An 18,720-nucleotide genomic window follows, 5' to 3' on the forward strand; every position below is an offset into this window, starting at 1 on the left:
AGGGCCTGACCCGCTTTCGCGGAACAGGCCCTTGACCTGGTCTTACGGCTGTCGGGGTGGCGGGATTTGAACCCACGACCTCTTCGTCCCGAATGAGGTTCGAGTGAGGCTGCCACCAGGCCGGAAGGCATTCGTGCAGGTCAGAGGCTTGGTGGAGCTTGGTCTCGATGGGTCTCGGTGGGTGTTCCGAGGGAGTTCATCTCCCAGATTTCTCCCAACGGCGGTGGGGTGCCGCGCCGCGTAGGCGCCTGGGAAGCGGTTGCTGGTGCGCGTTTGCAGGTGGCGCTGATCGGGGCGCACGGCCTCAGCTTGTCTTTTGACCTCGACCACTGGTCAGGCGGTTTTCCCAAGTGAGCAGTTCGTAGGTCCGGCCTTTGTCGGTGACGGTCTCAGGTGCCGAGCGGGTGGGGTGGAAGCCGGCGGAGCGCGCGACGGCGATGCTGGCGTGGTTGCCGGGTTCGATCTCCAGGATCACTCGCGACAGGGCGATGTTGGTGTGCGCGTACTCGGTCACTGCTCGAAGTGCCCGAAGGGCCAGCCGCTGTCCCCGGTGAGCGGCGCCCACGATGTAGCCGATGCTGCCGGTGTCCTGGTTGAGCAGGGCTTCTCCCAGAGCCTGTTGCCCGTCGGTGGTGATGGCCAGGTGGATCCGCTCGTTCCCGCGTCGGGCTTGTTGCGCGCTGTGCAGGTATCGCAGCGCGGCGGCCTGGTCGAACGGCGACTCCAAGGGCGTCCGATAAGCGACATCGGGGTCGTCGAACAGCTCTTGCATGACATCGAGATCGTCACTCGTCCATTGCCGAAGTATGAGGCCGTGAGCGGCGAGCTGGAAGGCATTCGGGTCCATAGCGACCTCATTCTGCCTCGGGATCACCCGTTGCAGTCGGCCTCGCACGGAGCATCGAACAAGATCGCTGTGCGGGGGTTTCCCGCCGCCCGGGCGATGGCCTGGGAGGGGATCCACCCGAGGCTGCTTCCGCCTTCCGCATTCTACCGGAGGCCGGTTTTATGGGGCATCGGCACTGCCGACTACCTGCCGCGGAGCGGGACTTGGCCGCCCCGCGCAGCCCGCATCGGTCGGGGGACGCAGCGGATCCCGGGCGCAGCCCTGGCCGAATGGGCATTCTTGCTCGGGTTCCCGGCGGGACCGCACACTCCCGGCATGGTGTATCGGTGTCGTGCACAGACCAACGACCGGACGTTATGCAAGAAGCGTGTGACTGGACCGGACGTGCGATGCCACCTCCATCGTGGCCGTCCGGCTGGGCACGTTCCCACTCCCCGCAAGAGCCCCGCGAGGCGTGCCCAACCCCCGCGCCGAACACCCCAGCGACCCGCCGCGCCGCGGAACACGGCTGCCCGGGCTCGGCCGCAACCCCGGCAGACGCCCCTACCGCATGTCCGCGATCGCCAAAGAGCCGAGGAAGCTGCGCGGTTGTGCCTGGACGTCATCGGGCAGGGAGGTACCGCGGTCATTGCGGAGCGGGCACCCACCTACGTCTCGGATGAGACGTGGAAGGCCCTCACGAAGCGCCACCGCCGCAGAGGCTGTGAAGACCTCGCCCGCTTGGCACGCAACATCCTCAATGGAAAGGATCGGTTGCACGAAGCTGTCGGCCGGGCGGCGGGCGGGCTCTTCGGCCTCCTGGGACGACCCAGGATTGAGCGGGTCTTCGCCCAGGAGCTGGCCCGGCGGATCCCCCTTCCCATTGATGCGAAGCTCTCAGCAGCTGCGCGTGGCCTGCAGATCGCCGGCGTCTACGTCTGCCTCATCAACAGCAGGGACCTGGCCGCGTGCGCATGTCTGCAAGACGTCCTGACGGCCGAGGGTAAGGAACGTCTGCAGAAGCTGCTGTACGGAGCGATGGAGGACTGGCAAGGGATTCCTCGCCGCATGCGAGACGCCGGGGTCGAGCTATGAGCGCCGGATGGGTGGGGCTGACCGGTGGACGTCAGGCAGTGTCGGCAAGGGCGCTCATCGCCTCCGCAATGGACGGCCGTTCCGCCGGGGAGTGCCGCAGCATCTCGACGACGATCGGCCCCATCGGTCCGGGCATGGTCACCGCCCGGCGGTAGCCCGCCACGATCGCGGCGCGCTGAACCGGCCTGGGGGCGTCGTCCGGGTAGATCACCGCTCGCTTGCCGGTCGCTGCCATGAGCAGGGTCGCTCCGAGTGCGTAGATGTCAGCGGCCTGTGAGGGGATGGCGTGGCCTTCGGCGAGGACGGCGGCGGAGATTTCCGGTGCTTCGTAGTGGACGAGGCAGCCTCGGAAGGGGAAGTCGACAGCGTCGGGGAGGGGTTTTCCCTTGGCGAGGGCCAGGTCGATGAGGTGGGTGCGGTCGGGGCCGATGAGGAAGTGGGCGGGCTGGATGTCGCCGTGGGCCCAGCCGGCCTCGTGCAGGTCGGCCAGCGCGCTTGCGCACTCGAGGGCGGTCTGGACGTCGGGGGCGGTGCCGTCGCTGCGGGTGTGGGCCCACAGGTGCTGGAGGTCGGGGCCCTCGTGCCAGGGCTGGATGTTCCAGGTGCCTCGTTCCCAGTCGCCGGACTGGATGTGTTCGGCGCCGAGGTGGGTGAGGACGGCGGCTTCCCGGCCCGGGGCGCGGGCGGTCCAGGGCTGGCCGGGCCACTCATCGGTGGCCTCGATGGGGTTGATAGGGCTCTTTGAAATTCTTCAGAGTCGCTCTTCCCGTCACTTGTTTGGAGGTTCAACGATGTGGGGGAACTGGCGAGCAAGAGCACGTGTGAGGGCCCGGCGACCGTCAGGTCGCCGGGCCCTGGAGATCAGTGGCGGGTCAGCCGGAGTTGATCAGGGAGTTCTCCGAAGCGGAACGACGCCGGGTCCAGGGATTGCGGGCCGGGCGGCTTCTGGGGTGGCCAGCAGTGCGACGATGGTGATGGGCTGTTGACAGTGCGGACAACTCCGCGTCGCGGTCGGTTCCAACGGGTCGCGCTCGGCCGCGACGTGACGGCTTCCGCTGGTCCGAGTGACGGGCCTGGGTGGTGGCGGAAGAGTGGGACGAGGTGCCTGCGGTGGTGTCTCGCCCAGTCGGCGGGCCCGTTCCTCATCGCGTTTCTGTCCGCGTTTGCGGTCCGCGTCTCGACGGCAGGCCGGGGAACAGTAGTGCTGGCGGGTGGTCCTGGGCGCCTGGAAAGTCGTCTCGCAAACCGGACAGACACGGTCATCGAGTGCGTCGGCGCCGGTGCGGGCCGTGAGGCGGCACTCGGTCGAGCAGTATGACCTGCGGGCGCTGGAGGTGGTGGTGAACTCCTGCCCGCAGCCCAGGCAGTTCCGCTGGAGCGGCGTCTGTTTGCGGTTCGCCTCCGCGCAGGTTGGTGAAGCCGTCTCATGGCTGGTCTGACTGAGCAGTGGGAGACGGCGCTCGATGCCCGGCTGGTGACGTCTCGCCGTTCACCGGTGCGTGTTCTCGACGCGCTGCTGCGCACTCAGGTCTAGTCGGCGGGCGGCGATGGGCGCTGAACGCGGGCATGCGCAGACGATGCCGACTCCGAACGGTGACCGGGCGCTCCCGGTCACCGTTCGGTCCATGTCCTGTCCAGCGGTGATCAGCGGGCCGGCCCCCAGCGCGCGGCGCGTTCTCAAGGAGGCGCGCTGGCGCGGCCGTTGGGTTCGGTGCTTCCGTCGGCTCCCATGCCATGGTCCATGAGGCGGGCGGGCACGGGCGCCGATGGTCTGGCCGCGGGTGGCTTCCCCCGAATGTCAGGCTCGGCTGGCCGCGGGCCCCCCTTCCGACTCCCAGGCGGCTTCTCCGCCGACACCGCCCTCGGCGAGCGCCAGGAGGCGCGGGGCGGACAGCAGGTTCTCGGGGTCCGCGGCGCCGTTCATCAGCACAGTGGCCGTTCCGCGTGGCTCATCGGGTGGGATCACCAGGAGTTCCCAGCGCCCCAGGGTGCCGCAGTCCAGGGTGACCGCGTGCTCTTCCGAGGCGAGGAGCGTCTCCGTCACCCGGATCACCTGGCTGGGTGTCATGACCGTCCGCGGGGCGTCCGGCCAGCACGCGCTGTCCACGGTGACGCCGGTGACGGCTCCCGCAGCCGGGTTCAACATCCCGATCAGTGCGGGCAGTTCGAGCTCCAGCGCGTCGCAGCGCGGCCACCAGGCCCCGTCCAGCGGCCCGTGGCTGGACGCCGGCGTGAGCTTCAGCCGGGGCAGGGGCATCTCGTACACGCCGGCGTCGCCGCGCGGCGCGGCCCGGCCGGATGTTGTGCTGCCATCCATGTCGCGATCCTGTCCCGGACGGCTCCCGGCTGCCCGCATCTGTCAATCATCGAGGCCGGGCCGCGCGTGCGGTCTGGCCGAATACTTCAGGTATCCACCAATTTACGCTCGGTTCACGCGATGTGCCCCGGGCCTTTCGTTGCCCTGTGCCGGTGGCGCCTGCGACGGATGACTCCGGGCAGTGGAGCGCTGAAGCGGTACGAGGCGATCCGGATGCCGTTCTGGGTGTTCAGCAGGTGGATCAGGAGCACGCCGATGATGATCATGGCGGCGATCACCGCGACGGCGACGAAGGTTTCCACGGGGTCACCTCCACATGCTGCGCGGCAGCGGAAGCATGCGTGCCCCGACGACAGGGCTGGGCGGCGGAGAAGGCGTGAGCCCCCGTCCTGCGTCAGCTGCCCCGGTGCCCCGCTGGTCCGCCTGGCCGGTGGCACCGGTGCCGGGGACCGCGGCCATCATCCGGGCGGCGGAGGCGGGCGCGGTCTCGGGCGGGACCACGACGAGGTCGCAGCGGCCGAGCCCGTAGGAGCGCAGGATCAAGAGGTCGGGGTGCTGTCCGATGAACCGTTCGACGTGAACGACGTGACCGTTGACGAGGGCCTCGCGAGGACTCGCGTCCCAGCGTGAGGGGCCGACGGTGATGAGCGTGACCGGCCCGCAGCGTTCCGTCACGGCATCCACCAGAGACGGCAGTTCCGTGCTGAGGTCACGCGAGTACGGCCACCACGCACCGTCCAGCGATCCGGGCAGAGGACGTATCCGTGTGAGCGTGAGGCGCGCCGGACGGAGAGGGGCGGGAGTGGTCATGAGGTCGACCTGGTCCCTGGGTGCCGGTGAGGCGCCCATCGTTGTGAGCGCCGAGAACGGCGTCCGCACGGACGCGGGTGCGCGAATTGCTCCCGGTGTCTTCACCGTACTCCGGCGCGGGGCCGCCCGGGCGTTTCGGGCCCGACTACTTCACACCGCCAGGGAAAGGGCCACGCCATTCGACGAGGACGAGGGTGGCGTCGTCGGAGGTGGTGTCCCCCCGGGCCCGCATGAGCATGTGGGACAGGTCTCGGGCGACTTCGCGGACGCCTCGGTCGGCCCGGTCCAGCCGGTGGATCCAGGTGATCAGCTGCTCCTCGCCGAACTGCTCCTGCCCGCCGGCGTGTTCCTCGACCAGCCCGTCGGTGAAGCAGAGGATGCGGTCCCCGCGTTCGAGAAGCAGCTCGCTGACTTTGGGCTGTGCTCCGCCGAATCCGACAGGGAGGGTGGTGGGACCCTCGATGCGGCCGATGACGTGATGGTCGCGGATCAGCAAGGGGGCGGGGTGTCCGGCGTTGACCCACTGGAGGCGGCCCGTGTCGGTGTCCAGGCGCATCATCTGGGCGGTGACGAAGTGGTCAGGGGCGAACTGTGCGGCGATGGCCTCGTCCATGAAGTGATAGATGTTCTCCAGCTCGACGCTGATCCGGCGGGCGTGCCGGTAGGCGCCGATGGCGACCGTGGCCATGGTGGCCGCGTCCAGGCCGTGACCCATGGCGTCGAGCATGGCGAGTGCAGGACCGAGCCGTTCAGCGTGTAGTCGAAGCTGTCGCCGGCCACGTCGTAGGCTGGCTCCAGCACTCCGGCGACGGCCACCTGCGGCATGGTCATGGACAGGGGCGGCAGCAGCGCCCACTGGATCTCGGCGGCGACGCTCATCGGTTCGCTGCGGCGGGTGCGGAAGAAGTGATCGGTGTAGCGGTTCTTGGTCCTCACCAGGCCGGCGACGAGTCCCGCGAGCCTGGGCAGGATGCGGCGGTCGTCGTCGGTGACGCGGTCCAGCGTGAGCGCCAGGACGCCGGCCTGCGCGCCACCGTCGAGCAGCGGCAGATACACGCGTACGCCCTTGGGCAGCGCCGCCTCGATGACGCGGGCGGTGAGGAAGCACCGGCCGGCCTCGGAGCGGTCGATGGGCAGCGGCCCGCCGTCCGCCAGGCCCTCGCCGGGAAGCGGGACCAGCGTTCTCTGCCCGTAGTCCTGGAGCAGCACCTGGATGTCACGGCCGCCCAGCCGCGTCACCGCCTCGGCGACCACTGGCCCGACCTGGTCAGGGTGCAGTTCGTGCGCACGGTCGAGGAACGCGCCCAGCAGCCCTTCCCCCAAGCTCTCCGAGCGGTCGTCCTCGCGGTGCGCATGCCGTCCGATGGTCATCCGGGGCCTCCCAACGGACTGCGGAGCCCTTCCCAGAATGCCCCCGGCGGCCCGCCCGGCCACACCAAACCGGCGCGCCCGGACCTCCCGTGTCAGGGTTCCTCGGAGTGCGGGCCGGTCCCGCGGGACGGCCTGCTGGTGGCCAGCCAGGAACGGGCCGGCTCAGCCGTGTGCGTGGTGTCGACCGTGAGGTGGAGCCGGGTGCCCCCGCCGGGAGCGGGGTAACTGCGCTGCTCCCCGCCGGCGAAGCAGCGCCGCAGCACCTCAGCCACCGCCCGGGCGGCATCGGGGGTGGCGGCGACGATGCGGACCTCGGCGTGTCCCGGCGTCGGCAGGGGCTCTGCGGGCTCTGAATCGTTGGGGGCCACAGCGGCACCCTCCTTTCACCCCGGGGCACTCCCGCCGGGCGGAAGCGATGTCGAACGGGGAGTACTGCTCGGCAGACTCGCTCGTCGTACCCCCACCGTACGTCCCGCCGACCGCGCGCCTGAACAGCGCGGACGCACTGGCGCCCGGAGTACGGTGAAGGGGCGGGGGCTCGTCGGCGGGCGCCCACCACCTGCCGCGGCGCCGATCCGGCACAGTGCGACGCACCCTCGCGAACAGGTGGTTCAGCCATGACAGACGCAGGTAATCCCGGTAATCCCTCCGCCCCCGAGCGCCTGCTGCCGGACGCCATCCACGAGTCCGTCGGGCCGGGTACGGCGTTGCTGCGGCTGGAGACCACGCCTTCCCGCACGGGAATCCTCGACGGGGCGTGGTGGCCTCGCACACGGGATGTCGAGCAGGAGGTCCCCCCGCTCGTCACCGCGCTGACCCAACACCTCGGCCCCATCACCCGTGTCGGTCTGGACGCCACTGCCTGGGACGGCGTGCCGACCCGCCTGACCGTCGAGGGCAGGGTCGTGCACCTCGATTCCTTTCCCGTCGGCGACGACACCGCGCTGATCACCCGGGGCGACGAGGACCACTTCGCCCTCATGGTCGTCCCGCCCGGCGCGGACCCCGACGCCGCCCGCGCGGCCATGGCCCGCGCCGTCCGCACCGACAACGTCACCGAGGCGGCCCAGATCCTCGTAGCCGAGCTGCCCCGTGCCACCCGCGATGTCGAGGAAGGGATCTGACGGGGCCTTTGAGGGAGCGCAGGTCACCGGTCCGGGAGACCTCGACCAAGATCGTCTCCCAGATTTCTCCCAAAGGATCACCAAAGACGCAGGAAGGGCCTGATCCTCAGAGAGGATCAGGCCCTTGACCTGGTGTTTCAGCTGTCGGGGTGGCGGGATTTGAACCCACGACCTCTTCGTCCCGAATGAGGTTCGGTTGCTAACTCTGCCAGCATCGATGGCGTTTCCGCAGGTCAGATAGGTGGGCTCAGTCGGTGTCGCGCGGAATGAGAAGGGCTCAAAGAGCAGGTCGGCTCCCCAATGTCTCCCAGCTCGTCCGCAGGATCGGACAGTCAGCTGTACAAGGCGGTCACCGCAGTGGTGAGGGCCTGCACGATAGTGACGACGGATGCCACGGCGCCGACGGCAAGGCTGAGATCTTCGAGATTCTCCGTCAGACGGCGCTGGTCAGGGGTCGGGCTGTCGAGTTCTTCAGCAATGCGTGTGGCTGTCCGGTGGGCTAGATCGGAGTTGTTGAGCTCCGCCGTGTGTTCCTCCAGTGCGGCAGCCAGCTCGGCCAGCTTCGCTCGGGCCGTTGCCAGATGCTGGGCGGTATCCGAAGGCGTGCCGCCGATATGGATCTGCCGTTGGTCTCCGCCGACACGTCCGGTGTTGATCTGGTTGGCACTGCCAGTGATGTGCACTCCGCCCCCCGCGTCAGGCCGCGCTCGCCAGATTCCCATTGTCATCCCTTCGCCGTCGTGTTTTCTGCCGGGTTAGCCTGTGTCTGATTGCCGTTCACGGTGCCGGTGTTCACCTGGTTGTGGTCTCCGCTGATGAAGACCTTGGTGACGAACTGTTCTGCCTGGCGCCGGAATTCGCCGGTGGATACGCCGTGGTCGTCCAGGAAAGCGCTGACAGTGCTGAACATGCGCGACTGGAGGATGGAGATGTGTCGGGCAGCGTCTTCGGCCTGGTGCATGTCTTCTGGGTCGACCAGGGCACAGTGCTCACGCAGGCTGACTGGTTTGGCGTCGTCCCGCGGGTTCCCTTCCGTGTCCAGTGCTTTGGCCACCTGCTGGCGCAATGCACGTCCGAATACGCCGGGTAGGAGACTGATCAGTACGCGCAGGAGGACGAGGTACGAGCTGTGGGCAAGGGCGATCGTGTCACCGAGAGCATGGGCCGGTGTGAGCACGATCTTGCGGAGGAGTGCCCAGCCCCGGGCGGGTTCGGCGCTGACTTCCTTGCGTAGCGGAGCGAGCACATGCGGGCGGGTTACGAAGTGCAGCGTCTTGCCTTCCAGCGCCGCGTGCGCGAATACCGTCACGACGGTCTGGCCTTCCCAATCGACCACCTGGGCAGCCAGGTAGCGCCGTGAGAGATGTCCGGAGGGGGCTTGTCGCCCCTCGGCGATCATCTCGCCGGCCTCGGGCCAGGGTGCCCGCTCGGGTGCCTTGGACCTCTCTCTGCCCGGTCCCGGCCGAGGGCGATCCGGGACGCACGGGAGGCTCTTCCAGCGGCTCTGGGGCACGGCGAGTGTCTCGAAGACATCGCAGTGGGGCAGGGCGTGAGTCTCGACGAGGGTGCCGCTGAGGCGTTCAAGTTCGTCGCGTACCTTGTCGAGCAGTTCGTCGGCCTCGAACTTGAGAATTCCGTTCTCGCCGCTGGCCGGTACGGTCTTTTCTCTGTCCTCGCCCTCGTCGTCATTCGCGCGGCGGGCCGGGGTGAGCTGGATGCGCGGCCCGCCTGACGGCCATGGATCGAGACCGGCGCCAATGAACCGGTGCCGTCCGGTGCCCTCTTTCAGGTACGGGGTGCTCTGCCAGAGCTCCGCCGACTCGCATCCAGCGATCTTGGTAGCGGCACGAGGGGCCAGCCGTGGGCGTCGCGCGATGTACTCGCGTGTCCGGCGCAGGGAGTGGGCATACCCCAGGGCGACCCAGCCGTCGAGGGCGTAAATGGCGGTGAGGAGAAGTGTCAGCCACACTCCAGCCGACACTGCGTCCTGTACGGCGAATGCGACTGCGGACGAGTGCGCCTTTAGCCGGGTCCAGACAAGGAAGGCGCCGGCGCCGGTCACGGCTATGGGCACCAAGCCACTGAGACCCCAGCGGACCAGAGCACTGAAGCGGCCGGCGGTGACGAGTACGTGGTACAGCACTGAGATAGCCGCGAGGGCCCCAGCCCCCCACGGGTGACGTGCAGTGACCAGCGCGGCCGTGCTCGCGAGAAGCAGCCCACGTACTCGCTGTTGACGGCGGGCCGCAACCGCGTGCGTCAGAACCGGAGCCAGACTGAAGCCGAATGACGGGGCTGGTCGCTTACGTGCGTTGAGCACGTTGTTCAGACTCCATGCAGCGAGTTGTTCACCGACGATGTCGGGTAGTCGCCGTATCTTGCGTTCCCGCCGCCCGAGTGTGCGGTCCTGCCAGCGGCCGACCAGGTCACGAGCCTGGCCGATACGGTCGACGCGCTCATGCATGATGCACGCGAGCTGGCGCGTGACTGCACTTGCGCTCGGGGTGTCGTCGCGTTGGCTGTAGGTGTCCCGCCAGGGGCGACGGTTGGCTGCGGCGCTTGCCTCGTACGGGCAAGGCTGCAGGGGAATGCTGGGGTGTGGGTCCGCGGAGCCCTGCCTCTGCACGCTGGTGGAGAACAACGGCCCCTCGGCGGCATCCGCCACGGCAGCAGAGACATGCGCCACCTCCCCCGAGAGCTCCGCCTGGTGCAGGCACATCCTGCCCGCACAGATCAGAGGTATCCGGGAGGCGCGGATGGCGGGAGTCGGCGGGGCATCGTCTGGCCGGATGCGTTCAGTGAGCGGAGTGAAGATCTGCTGACTGGAGCGCATGGTCGGGCTGCTGTGGGCGGGCCAGAGCCTGACGATGTTGGCTTGATCCCTCCCGGTCGGATCCACTCTTCGCCTGCGGAGTCGCTCCACCAGGATCGGGTGAATCCGTCCGGCACGGCGCATGCAAGGATTCTTGGCTGGACAAGCTTCCGACGCCCCTCAGACTGCATCGGAGGATCGTGGTGATGTTGTTGAGCAGCCTTGTCAGGCCCCGGCGTTCGCGATCGCCGCGGGGTGATAATGCGGCTCCCGCCGAGGTGGAGGGGGCGGGACCGGAGTCGTCTCCTGCCCTGTCATCCGGAAGCGTCGTTCCCCGGCGCGCAGGCGATCGTCGCGTCACTGTGATCGTCCGCATGCGCCGCGACCCGGTGGAGGAGGCACTGGTACGAGCTCGGTTCGAGGAGGCGCAGTGGGTAGTGAGGCGCCTCGACGACATGGATGACGACAGCGAGGCTGACCGCCCTGCCGAGGTGCGCTATCGGTTAGACGTGTGGTTCGCCGGGGCAGAGTGGGGAGCGCGCGCGGAGGCCGAACGGCAAGTGAGGGCGCTGACCGCAGATCGTCCCGATGTGGAGGTGGAGCAGGCCGGCCTCGTTCCTCGGGAGCGGGAGGAACGGCCCACCAGCCTCTGGCACATGTACCGGGAGCCCAATTGGGGCGGAGGCGCTCTGCGAATGTGGCTCGCAAAGTCGTGGGTCGCGATGGGTCGAGCAGATGTTCACCGCACGGTGCGGCTGGTGGGACCGGGCAGTAAGGCAGAAGCCGAGGCGGCGTTGGAACGTGCGGTGTGCGGCGTTACGTTCGTCGAGGGAAGGCACGGAGCACGGCCCGGTGACGGTCCGAATGTTGATGCTTCGGACGCGGACCGTGACGAGTGGTGGCATGGCCGTGCAGGACTGGCCATTCGTGGAGTCGTGGTCCTGGCGCTATTCGCGTACGGCTGGTTGGCACACTTGGCTCCGTGGCCTTGGCGCGGACTTCTCGCGCTGCCCTTGGTGGTGGTCGCCTGGATATTGGGCCGATGGGTGATTGGAGGAGCCGCCCAGGCACCCGGGCTAGTGCGGTTCGGCGCAGGGGCCCTGCTGGTGACGGGCATGGCAACCGCGGGATATGTGGAGGCGGGAGTTGGCGCCGGTGGTCCGGTCGGCGTATTGGGCGGTGCCCTTCTGGTGGCGCTCACCTGGCTTGTGGGTCGCGGTATTTGGCACGCCTGGCGGTTGAGTCGTTTGGCGCGGCATGCGGTCGCTCTGGCGCCCGTTCTGGTGTTGCCGTTGCCTTGGGTTCTGCCGTTCGCTGGGCACTTCCTGCAAGCCGGATACCTCAACGATGGTTTCGGTATCCCGGTGGACGCCGTTTCTGTCGATCCCGTGTGGACCTACGGGATCGCAGTGAAGCCCGTCTTCTTTAGCGCCTGCGTTCTGTTTGTCTGCCTTGCGATGATGGGATGGGCTCGGTACTTCTACTGGATCGGTGGGGGCAAGGCGATGAATATGGCCATGGTGATGGCCATCGCCGTCGTCTACATGCTCACGATCACGACCACGAGCCTCCATCTTGTGACGTCGGCAGCGGCACGTACGGCTCATGCGGCAGCCGAAGGCAAGGACCCTGCTCCATACTTCGGGCTGGACGGCACGCTCGTCTGTGTCAGGCCAGTCGTCGACCTGCCGGCGGTTGAGAACGGCCCCCTCCCTACGGGGCATCCTGTGCTCGCCTTTGAACGGTCGGGCGACGACCTCTGGCTCTGGGACCCCGAGAGGCAAGCTTCAGCAGACGGGCCCTTGCCGACGCTGCGAGTAAGGGCAGAGCATGTGGCGACATGGGCGCCTGGCGGCGCCCGGTCCTGTGCCAGGGGCAGTGGGCAGTGAGGGCACTTCTGCGCTTCTCCTGGATACGCGTACTTCTTCGCTTGGCGATCAGGGTGCCGGACCGAAGATCAAAGAAGGTGGGGGCCGCCGTCGGGGAACACTGGTCAAGCCGCGAGCGCCAGAAGGCCCTCTCTAATCAGCGGGGGGGGGCCTCAGAGCGCCCATCGATGGGACGCGGGCGAGGCGGTGACGGAAGCCGCGGCGGCTGGGGCACCGGGAGGTCGATCAAGTCGCCTACCCCCGCGACCTGCTGGAGGGTCCGGGCCAGGGAGCGCAGGGCCTCACGCGTGGCCGCCAGCTGGTGGCGCAACTCGTCGGCCTCCGGCCACTCTCGTTCGTAGGTCACCGGGTCTTGGTCGGCAGGTCGCATGGCTTCATACGCCGCCAGCTTCGGGTGCCAAATCGTCAGCAGGGGCCGCAGCACACGATTGAGGGTCACCATCGCGAGTACGCCGAACGTCAGGCGTCCCGGAGGTACGGGAGGCGCGACCGCCGGGCCGTGCTCGTGCAAGATTCCGCGTGTGACGTCGTAGAGGGAGTAGAGCGAGCTCAGCGCCTCGCGAAGAACGCCTTGTTCGCGTTCTAGCGGAACCACCGCTACCCGGCTGGCCAGTTGGAAGTACAACTGCCATGCGGCCGTACGCTCGGCATCCGCAGGCTCCCACACGCCGGACACCTCGCCGACGAATGGAATCGTCAGCTTCGCTGTCACCTGCGCCGGTGTCCCGCGTCCACGCCGCGGTGCCTCGCCGGACTGCGTCATGATCGCCTCCCCGGATCCCCACAGTAGGGTATGGCATCGTGTGGGACGTCTTCTTCAGTTACAGCCGCAGGGACGCCGACCGGGTCCGGCCACTGCATCGAGCGCTGACCCAGGCCGGACTGAAGGTGTTCACCGACGAGTCCGCCGTCGCGGGCTTTGCAGGCATCAGCGCCACTATCCGCCGTGCCCTCGCAGAGTCCCGCGTTCTGCTCGCGTACTACTCCACCGGCTATCCGGAACGCCCAGCTTGCCAATGGGAGTTGACCGCGGCGTTCCTCGCCGGCCTGAGCGAGGGTGATCCGCGGCGCCGGGTCCTGGTCGTGAACCCCGAGCCTTCCACCGACCACATTCACCCGGTGGAGCTCCGCGACACTCGGCACGGCCGTGACGAAGAGCTCGCAGCGGACGTAATCCGTCATCTGGGCCAGGTGGCGGGCCCCATGCCGCTCGAGATCAAGCCTCCGCGCCTGCACGGCGTGCTGCCTTCAGTCGTTGGCGAGTTCGCCGGCCGACTCCCCGAACTGTGGTGGCTGCACAGTGCGTTGCACGCGCAGGAAGCCCCCCTGGTCACCGGCCGCACCGTGGCCAGGCCCGTGCAGCTGCGCGGGATGCCCGGGATCGGCAAGACCCGGCTCGCCAGGGAGTACGCGATGCGCTTCGGGGCGGCCTTCCCCGGTGGTGTGCACTGGGCGCGGGCCGACGCACCGCGCCCACCGGCCGGCGACCTCCTCGACAACGGCCCCTGCCTGTACATCGTCGACGACGTGCCGTGCGGACTGCCACCCCGCGCCGCCGCGGAGCTGGCCTCTCCGCACCCGGCCGTACGTACCCTGCTGCTCACCCGCAGCCGTGCCTATGGAGGGCTCGGCGAGCACCTCGACCTGGAGCCGCTGCCGCAGGAGGCCGCCGCTGTGCTCGGCGGCGGATCCGACGTGGTGTACGCGGTCGGAGGGCACTCCGGGGCTCTCGCACTGCTGGGACGAGCCGTTCGCGCGGGGCAGGATGCCGCGAGCCTTGTTGCAGGGCTCTACGAACCGGGCCGGTCGCTGCTCGACGTCCTCGCGGGTGAGGAGATCACCGCGGACTACGTACGTGATGCGCTGACCGCTCCGGTCGAGGCCAGGGACGTGCTGCGCTGCGCGGGTGCGCGCTTCCCGCTTCCGGTGACCGAAGCCGATGCCTCTGCGGTGTTCACGGCCGAGGGGTTGCAGCCGACGGTCGCGCGCCGTCGTGCGGCGGCGGGGCTGGCCGAACTGACAGCGCGTGGTCTGCTGGAGCCCAGCCCCGACGGCCACCGCCTGCACCCGGTGATGGACCACGCCTGGCGCAACCATGAGCCAGACCCGGCCCGCGCGGAGGCTTTGCGTCGGACAGTGCTCTCTCTCCTGGGCGCCGCCACTACGCTGGGCGTGGTATCAGTCCCCGGTGGGCGGAGGGAGACCGCGCCGATGGCCATGAGTGAGACAGAGCGGATGGCTGCCTTCGACCTGCAGGTCGAACTGGTCAGCCGGATCGGTGTGCAGCCGCTGCCTGCGGACGGGGGCAGCCTGCGCGAGGCGCTGACGTCCCTGCACAGCCTCTTCTCCTTCACCCGCGACACTCTGCACCGCTACAGCGTGGGCCTCCAGACGCCCGCCCTTGCCCCCGACTCGGTGCAGGCATTGGCGGACCGCCTGCTCAACGGCGTGCTGCGGCCCTTCACCACGGAATGGCATCCGCGACTCCGTGACTGGGAATCCCGGCGCGGCCCGGACACCGGTGCGCTCGATCACGAACGGGCCTGGGACCAGGCGCCGGCCATGCGGGCCGCCCTCGTCGGGCTGCAGGCGCCCCTCCAAGACGTCACTGCCGCTCTCGCTGCCATCTCCGGAGCGGATTTCGGTCTCTCGGCGGCGGGGTGAGGCACCGGTGCAGCGGGTCGACCGCGGGCGGGCAGAGGAGTATGCCTTCCCCTGATCGGCAAGACTGCGGGGCGTGAAGGTACTTCTGACACTTCTTTATCTTGGCGGCCTCATAGGCATCCCCATCCTCATATGGTCGTACGTCCCGTTTCAGAACTGGGTGCGGGCGCAAGCACGTGCAGTGGGCCGGGCTGTTCGGCAGCACCGACGCAGGGTCGCCGTCGATCATGCGGAGCCCCTGCTGAGAGAAGCGCACGAGGTCCTGCCGTCGACGCTCGCCGACAGGCCCGTCCCTGTGGAGCAGGGACTCACTCCTGAGTGGGTGGTGCGGTGGTGGTACGCGGCGCAGATCTCTCTCCCTGATTCGGGGGCACTTTTCACGTCCTATATCTATGTGGCATGGAATGCGCAGGAAGTCCTGAGTTGGCGCCCGCCGCCGACTGACGAGTCCCCCCACCCCAAGACTTCAGTCGAGGAATTCCGATCGATGGCGACTGCTCTCGCGGACTCAGTGCGGTCGTGGAACTGGCCAGAGGATGCCTTCACGGGGCTCCGCTATCTCATCCTGGTGATGGTCATGATGGGCCTCTTCTCCTTGCTCGTCAGGGTCTTGATGGTGGTCGCCCAGCGACCAGCGCAGCGGGAGCGGAGGTCAAGGGACAAGTCGCGCAGATGGGGAGACAGGAGCCGTGCTGACTTCTCGCTGTGCTGGCCTGTCGTCGCATTGGTCTTGGCTGCGGTCGAGTGCGGTCGCGAGTTCGAGAAACTGAGCAATGAGGACGCAGGGGATGACGTCCCCAAGGTCTCGTTGAGCACGGTTGAACGGGTCCTGTGGCAGGCTCCCCGCATACGGCGAGGCAGGGCACGAGCGCATCAACGTCGAGCCACGGCAGACCACATCGGCCGCGTAGTCGGTGCCCTGCGGGAAGCTGAAGCCCGGCAGGATTCGGATCCGAAGCAGGCCCTGCAGGACATGGCGGTCATGCTGCTGACCATTGCCGAGCGCTATGCCGCAGGAAAGGTCAGCCAGTTGCTCGACGAGGAGCAGATCGGCGATGCTCCGAAGGTCGTTCATCGTGAGGGGCTGCGCCTGGTGGCACTTGGAGGTGTCGTCATCTCCGCGATGGCGGTGGCGGCGTTCGCAGGTCTGCCCGATGCCGCGCTCACCGCATTGCTGCCCCTGGTGGTGATCACCGTTGGCATCCTGATCTATCGCGACAAGGGACCTACCCCGTCGCAGCTTCGGGACCTGGTCATCCCCAGGTGAGCGCCTGCCCGAGGTTTGTGTCAGGAGAAGGCCAGTGAGCGAAAGGCATTGCGGACTTCCGCCAGGTGCTGTCGGTCGCGGGTGTAGTAGAGCTTGTTGGTCAGGAGCACCGCCCATCGGCCCTGGCGCGGTGAGATCCACATGCCGGTGCCGGTGAAGCCGTAGTGGACCCAGACGTCGTCGGCGGGGTCGGTGCCGGGCGCCGGGTGCCAGAACAGGCCGCGTACGGGCTCCAGGCCACCGGTCTGGACGGTCAGTGACTCTGTGGTCCAGTCGGGCCCGAACCCAGCTCCTCCCGGGGTGGCGGTGAGCATGTGGCGCAGGAAGATGCCGAGGTCGTCCAGGGTGGTGAAGACGCCGGCGATGCCGCACGCGCCGCCCAGGAGCCGGGCGGAGAAGTCGTGGGCGATGCCCTTGAGGTGGGTGCCACTGTCCTGGTCGAGCTCGGTCGGGGCGCAGCGCGCGGCAACCTCTGCAGGGAGCGGGCCGAAGCGGGTCGCGTTCATGCCCAGCGGCTGCCATGTCCGATCCGTCGAGAGGTGGTCGAGCGGCTGCCCGGAAAGGTGCTAGGCCAGGTATCCGAGGATGAGGGCGGCACGGTCGGTGTAGTCGACCGCCTCGCCCGGCGACCTGCGCAGTGCCTCGTGCAGGACTCCGTCGCGGACGTCCTGTGGGTCGGTGCCGTACAGGTTCTTCAGCTGGGCCCGCAGTGGAAGGCCCGCGGTGTGGGTCAGCAGGTTGCGGGCCGTCACGGCTCCCAACGGGTGTCCGTCGGCCTCGGGCCAGAAGGGGCCGAGCGGGGCATCGAGGTCGAGCTTGCCTTCTCCCCACAGCGTCCCGATGGAGGCCCACACAGCGAGGATCTTCGTCAGGCTGGCGGCATCGAAAACGGTGTCCCGCTGCATCGGCCGGTCCGGCTCGGCGGGGTCGAGGACTCCGGTGACTCCCTGGGCGTGGGTTCCGTCGGCGTCACCGACGGCCCAGACAGCGCCTGGGTAGACCTTGTCGCGGACGCCCTCGCTCAGAAGCTGCTCGATGCGGTCGGTGCGGTACGTCATGGTCTCCCTGTTCGCGATCGGTGTCCCGCCGAGTCAGCGTAGTGACGTGGCGGAGAGGGTGCGGCAATGGCGTGTCTGGGCGCGGTCCGCAGCCCCGTTCAGGTGAGCTGCCGGCCGAGTCCGGTCAGTTCTGCGGCGGTCGCCGAGAGCGGGTGGCGGGCGGCGTTCGCGTAGCCGGCCTGCTGGAGAGCGGGGAGCAGGCCAGACGTGTTTCTGAGTCGCTCGAGGTCGCGGGCGAGCGAGGCGGAGTGGGTGAAGTCGGTGGTTGCTCCGGACGCGGCGAGGGCTTCATTGAGGCCGGGAACGGGCTGGTACAGGACGGGGAGTCCGCAGGCTTGGGCCTCCAGGGCGACCAGGCCCATGGCCTCCAGCGTCGTGGAGGGAATGACCAGGAGGTCGTGCTCGGCGAAGGCTTTCCACGGCTGCGGGCGGCGGAGCCAGCCGAGGTAGTGGACGCGCACGCCAGCTCTCCGGAGGAGCGGGGCCAAGGCATGGAACTGCGCTCTGGGGGCGGCGATGCTCAGTTCGACACCGGGGAGGGGCGCCAGGCTCGTGACCAGGTGCTCGGCGCCCTTCTCCGAGGTCAGCCGCCCGGCGTAAAGCAGTCGAAAGGCGGCGGAGGAGGTGTGCGCGGGCCGGGGCGGCGGATCGCTGAGCAGCCGGTCGGGGACGCCCCAGGGGATATGGACGATCTTGCGGCGGTCGGTCCGCGGGGCGAGCTTCAGGAGGCGGTCGGTCATCGCCGTGGTGGGCACCACGATGGCGTCGGCGGCGCGTACGGTCTCGCGCAGCACATGGAGTTGGTCGCGATGGGCCTCCGCGAAGAGCAGGTCGGTGCCGTGGACCAGCGCGATCCTGGGGTGCGACGGAAGAGCGCGGATCAAGGCCGGGGTAGCACCGAAGGTGAGGTGCTGGAGGTGCAGGACGCCGATCCGGGCCGGGCTGATCGCGGTCACCAGGGCCTGCCGCAGGGCTGATACGTAGCGACTGAAGGCGGCGCCTTCCAGGCACTTGCCGGTCGCTGTCAGGAGGTCGAGTCCGGCGGGGACCGGGGGTCTGGGGCCGGCCGGGGCCAGCATGAACGCCCGTGCGGGGATGAGCGGAGCCGGTCCGGTGTACAGGTCGAGGAAGAGTTCGACGCTTCCTCCGGGGCTTCCGGCCGGAAGGTCGAGGAAGGTCGCGGCCAAAGGGCCCTTGGCGGGGTGCACGGTGGGGCTCACAGGGCTCCTTGAGGGATCTCTTCGTACAGGCGGGAGATGTCAGCCCGGCGGCGAACGTGGCATCCCACTGAGTGCCGTCTGCGGGAAGGATGTTGCGGGTCCGGGTGAACAAGATGCCGGGATGGCTTTCCCAGAGTCCTCCCAAACGATCACCGGAGCCGCAGCAAGGGCCTGATCCGCTTCCGGATCAGGCCCTTGACCTTGGTGTTTTGCCTGGTCAGGGCATTGAGGTGGGGCGGTCTCGGGCGGTGTGCGAGAGGCTCGGGG

At 68.6% G+C, this 18,720-nt stretch carries 16 protein-coding genes and 2 pseudogenes; 6 read left to right on the top strand and 12 right to left on the bottom strand.

Translation table 11 applies throughout. The features are described 5' to 3' along the window. Positions 1-304: 304 nt before the first annotated feature. Positions 305-847, bottom strand: coding sequence for a GNAT family N-acetyltransferase (locus tag ACZ4E1_RS11850; protein WP_467538230.1), 543 nt, complete (start codon positions 845-847; stop codon positions 305-307). 720 nt (positions 848-1,567) lie between these two features. Here ACZ4E1_RS11850 and ACZ4E1_RS11855 point away from each other — a divergent pair. Continuing rightward, positions 1,568-1,921, top strand: coding sequence for a hypothetical protein (locus ACZ4E1_RS11855; protein ID WP_467538231.1), 354 nt, complete (start codon positions 1,568-1,570; stop codon positions 1,919-1,921). A gap of 31 nt (positions 1,922-1,952) precedes the next feature. Here ACZ4E1_RS11855 and ACZ4E1_RS11860 read toward each other — a convergent pair whose 3' ends face one another. Then, the gene (locus tag ACZ4E1_RS11860; RefSeq protein WP_467538232.1) at positions 1,953-2,156 is read right to left on the bottom strand and encodes a hypothetical protein; all 204 of its coding nucleotides are present in this window, start codon (positions 2,154-2,156) and stop codon (positions 1,953-1,955) included. Between the two features lie 51 nt (positions 2,157-2,207). On the opposite strand from ACZ4E1_RS11860, the gene ACZ4E1_RS11865 reads away from it, so the two are divergent. Further along, positions 2,208-2,666, top strand: a complete 459-nt coding sequence (locus ACZ4E1_RS11865) for a hypothetical protein (RefSeq protein ID WP_467538233.1) — start codon at positions 2,208-2,210, stop codon at positions 2,664-2,666. A 1,053-nt stretch (positions 2,667-3,719) separates the two neighbouring features. Here the strand turns inward: ACZ4E1_RS11865 and ACZ4E1_RS11870 are convergent. The 5 genes and pseudogenes from ACZ4E1_RS11870 to ACZ4E1_RS11890 form a co-directional block, all read right to left on the bottom strand. Next, entirely contained in the window at positions 3,720-4,238 is a 519-nt protein-coding gene (locus ACZ4E1_RS11870) for a DUF5994 family protein (RefSeq protein WP_467538235.1), read from the bottom strand. 113 nt (positions 4,239-4,351) lie between these two features. Further along, positions 4,352-4,540 carry a hypothetical protein gene (locus ACZ4E1_RS11875; RefSeq protein ID WP_467538237.1) on the bottom strand — a complete coding sequence of 63 codons (189 nt, stop codon included), beginning with the start codon at positions 4,538-4,540 and terminating at the stop codon, positions 4,352-4,354. Positions 4,541-4,544: 4 nt separating this feature from the next. After that, on the bottom strand, positions 4,545-5,087 hold the full coding sequence (locus ACZ4E1_RS11880) for a DUF5994 family protein (protein ID WP_467538239.1): 543 nt from the start codon (positions 5,085-5,087) through the stop codon (positions 4,545-4,547). A 106-nt stretch (positions 5,088-5,193) separates the two neighbouring features. After that, positions 5,194-6,419, bottom strand: a pseudogene (locus ACZ4E1_RS11885) (PP2C family protein-serine/threonine phosphatase). Between the two features lie 92 nt (positions 6,420-6,511). Continuing rightward, a complete protein-coding gene (locus tag ACZ4E1_RS11890) occupies positions 6,512-6,787 on the bottom strand; it encodes a hypothetical protein (RefSeq protein ID WP_467538240.1) in 276 nt (91 codons plus the stop codon). Between the two features lie 249 nt (positions 6,788-7,036). On the opposite strand from ACZ4E1_RS11890, the gene ACZ4E1_RS11895 reads away from it, so the two are divergent. After that, on the top strand, positions 7,037-7,543 hold the full coding sequence (locus ACZ4E1_RS11895; protein WP_467538242.1) for a DUF5994 family protein: 507 nt from the start codon (positions 7,037-7,039) through the stop codon (positions 7,541-7,543). Positions 7,544-7,875: 332 nt separating this feature from the next. On the opposite strand, the gene ACZ4E1_RS11900 is transcribed toward ACZ4E1_RS11895, so the two are convergent. After that, positions 7,876-8,226, bottom strand: a complete 351-nt coding sequence (locus tag ACZ4E1_RS11900; RefSeq protein ID WP_467538244.1) for a hypothetical protein — start codon at positions 8,224-8,226, stop codon at positions 7,876-7,878. 41 nt (positions 8,227-8,267) lie between these two features. After that, positions 8,268-10,376 carry a hypothetical protein gene (locus ACZ4E1_RS11905; protein WP_467538246.1) on the bottom strand — a complete coding sequence of 703 codons (2,109 nt, stop codon included), beginning with the start codon at positions 10,374-10,376 and terminating at the stop codon, positions 8,268-8,270. Positions 10,377-10,729: 353 nt separating this feature from the next. Between ACZ4E1_RS11905 and ACZ4E1_RS11910 the strand changes: the two genes are divergently transcribed. Beyond that, complete coding sequence (locus tag ACZ4E1_RS11910; protein WP_467538248.1) at positions 10,730-12,244, top strand: hypothetical protein; 1,515 nt, start codon at positions 10,730-10,732, stop codon at positions 12,242-12,244. Positions 12,245-12,380: 136 nt separating this feature from the next. On the opposite strand, the gene ACZ4E1_RS11915 is transcribed toward ACZ4E1_RS11910, so the two are convergent. Next, positions 12,381-13,007 (bottom strand): hypothetical protein, encoded by a 627-nt coding sequence (locus tag ACZ4E1_RS11915; protein ID WP_467538250.1) that lies wholly within the window; start codon positions 13,005-13,007, stop codon positions 12,381-12,383. Positions 13,008-13,045: 38 nt separating this feature from the next. Between ACZ4E1_RS11915 and ACZ4E1_RS11920 the strand changes: the two genes are divergently transcribed. Together ACZ4E1_RS11920 and ACZ4E1_RS11925 are read left to right on the top strand one after the other, a co-directional pair. After that, positions 13,046-14,908 carry a toll/interleukin-1 receptor domain-containing protein gene (locus ACZ4E1_RS11920; RefSeq protein ID WP_467538251.1) on the top strand — a complete coding sequence of 621 codons (1,863 nt, stop codon included), beginning with the start codon at positions 13,046-13,048 and terminating at the stop codon, positions 14,906-14,908. A 73-nt stretch (positions 14,909-14,981) separates the two neighbouring features. Beyond that, the gene (locus tag ACZ4E1_RS11925; RefSeq protein WP_467538253.1) at positions 14,982-16,175 is read left to right on the top strand and encodes a hypothetical protein; all 1,194 of its coding nucleotides are present in this window, start codon (positions 14,982-14,984) and stop codon (positions 16,173-16,175) included. Between the two features lie 20 nt (positions 16,176-16,195). Here ACZ4E1_RS11925 and ACZ4E1_RS11930 read toward each other — a convergent pair. Together ACZ4E1_RS11930 and ACZ4E1_RS11935 are read right to left on the bottom strand one after the other, a co-directional pair. Beyond that, positions 16,196-17,233 (bottom strand): annotated as a pseudogene (locus ACZ4E1_RS11930) (serine hydrolase domain-containing protein). A gap of 98 nt (positions 17,234-17,331) precedes the next feature. Continuing rightward, positions 17,332-18,453 carry a glycosyltransferase family 4 protein gene (locus tag ACZ4E1_RS11935; RefSeq protein ID WP_467538254.1) on the bottom strand — a complete coding sequence of 374 codons (1,122 nt, stop codon included), beginning with the start codon at positions 18,451-18,453 and terminating at the stop codon, positions 17,332-17,334. Positions 18,454-18,720: the final 267 nt, after the last annotated feature.

The organism is Streptomyces sp. NPDC025806 (assembly GCF_055558275.1).